Origin of the sequence: Brevibacillus sp. HB2.2 (assembly GCF_013284275.1) — a bacterium.
GTDB lineage: Bacteria > Bacillota > Bacilli > Brevibacillales > Brevibacillaceae > Brevibacillus > Brevibacillus brevis_D.
The window spans coordinates 1-1,279 of record NZ_JABSUV010000098.1; the positions used below are offsets into that span (position 1 = coordinate 1).

The 1,279-nt window shown below is 41.6% G+C and carries 2 protein-coding genes; both read right to left on the reverse strand.

Going from position 1 to position 1,279, the window contains the following annotated elements:
• Positions 1-44: 44 nt before the first annotated feature.
• Entirely contained in the window at positions 45-866 is an 822-nt protein-coding gene (locus HP401_RS35505; protein ID WP_254457240.1) for an IS3 family transposase, read from the reverse strand.
• A 41-nt stretch (positions 867-907) separates the two neighbouring features.
• Positions 908-1,204: a helix-turn-helix domain-containing protein gene (locus HP401_RS35510; RefSeq protein ID WP_173607620.1), complete on the reverse strand. Its 297-nt coding sequence runs from the start codon at positions 1,202-1,204 to the stop codon at positions 908-910.
• Positions 1,205-1,279 lie beyond the last annotated feature (75 nt).

Genomic DNA, 1,279 nt, shown 5'->3' on the forward strand with positions numbered 1-1,279 from the left:
TGGTCAAGACCCCATTTCGTAGACAGTAAGAAAAACCCCGGCCGTTAGGCCGCTAACTGACGCCTAAATTCACTAGGCGTCAGTTTTTTTAATTTCAGTTGAAGACGTTCGTCGTTGTAAAAATGGATATATTCCTCAATTCTTCTTTGAGCATCTTGTACATCTCGTATATCATAGGGATATAGAGCTTCGGTTTTCAAATGAGAAAAGAAGCTTTCCATCGAGGAGTTGTCTAGGCAATTACCTCGTCGTGACATGCTGATCTGGGCGCCAACCGTAGGCAGCATGTCGTGGTATGCATGGGACGTGTACTGGTGACCCTGATCGCTGTGAACGATCACACCAGTCACGTCTTTTTGTGTTTTAAATGCTTTCTTGAAAGTCTCAAGAACTAGCGCATTGTCGTTTCGAGAGCTAATATGATAGGCAACAATTTCGCGCGTACACAAATCTTTAATTGCTGAGAGATAGATGCGTTCATCTCCGATTCGATATTGGGTAACGTCAGTTACCCATTTTTGATTTGGTCTCTGAGCAACGAAATCACGATTTAGCATGTTTTCGGCTACACGTCCATCGGATACGATGGCTTGAAAAGTGGTGATGTAGGCGCGTTTCCGACGAATAACTGCTTTTATCCCCAAATTTTGCATCAACCGCAACACTTTTTTATGGTTTACTTTACAGCCATACTGACGTACTAGTTCTGCTTGAATTCTGCGGTAGCCGTAAATTCCTTTCCTTTGCTTATAGATCGACTTGATCTTCTCTTTCAAAGCTTTATCCTTGTTCTGTTTTTTTGTGGAGAGGTACTTATAATATCCGCTTCTTGAGACACCTAAAGCCTTACAAATCTCAGTTACCATGAAGGTTGAAGACAATGTCTCTACAATGTGATATTTCTTCCTTACACCTCCCGTACCCAGATTTCCAAACACTTTTTTAGGATTTCATTTTCACGCTTTAATTTTTGAACATGACGGTCCTGGTCAATATACGTCTCTCGACGTCCACGTTGATCTAGGAGTCCAAACTCTCCAAGCTGTCTGTACTTTCTCATCCACTTTTTCACACGATCTTTGTCCAGAATCCCCAGATGTTCTGTAATTCGTTTATACGTCCATTTTTCCTCAAGATGTAAACGTATGGCTTCCCTTTTCAGGGTATCTGGATAACTCATAAACTTTTGACCTTTAGTCGCCATAAAAAATGCACCCCCTAAAGTTCATCGGTAAACCACAAGGGTTATTCCAATGTCTACTTTAAGGGGTGCACTTCA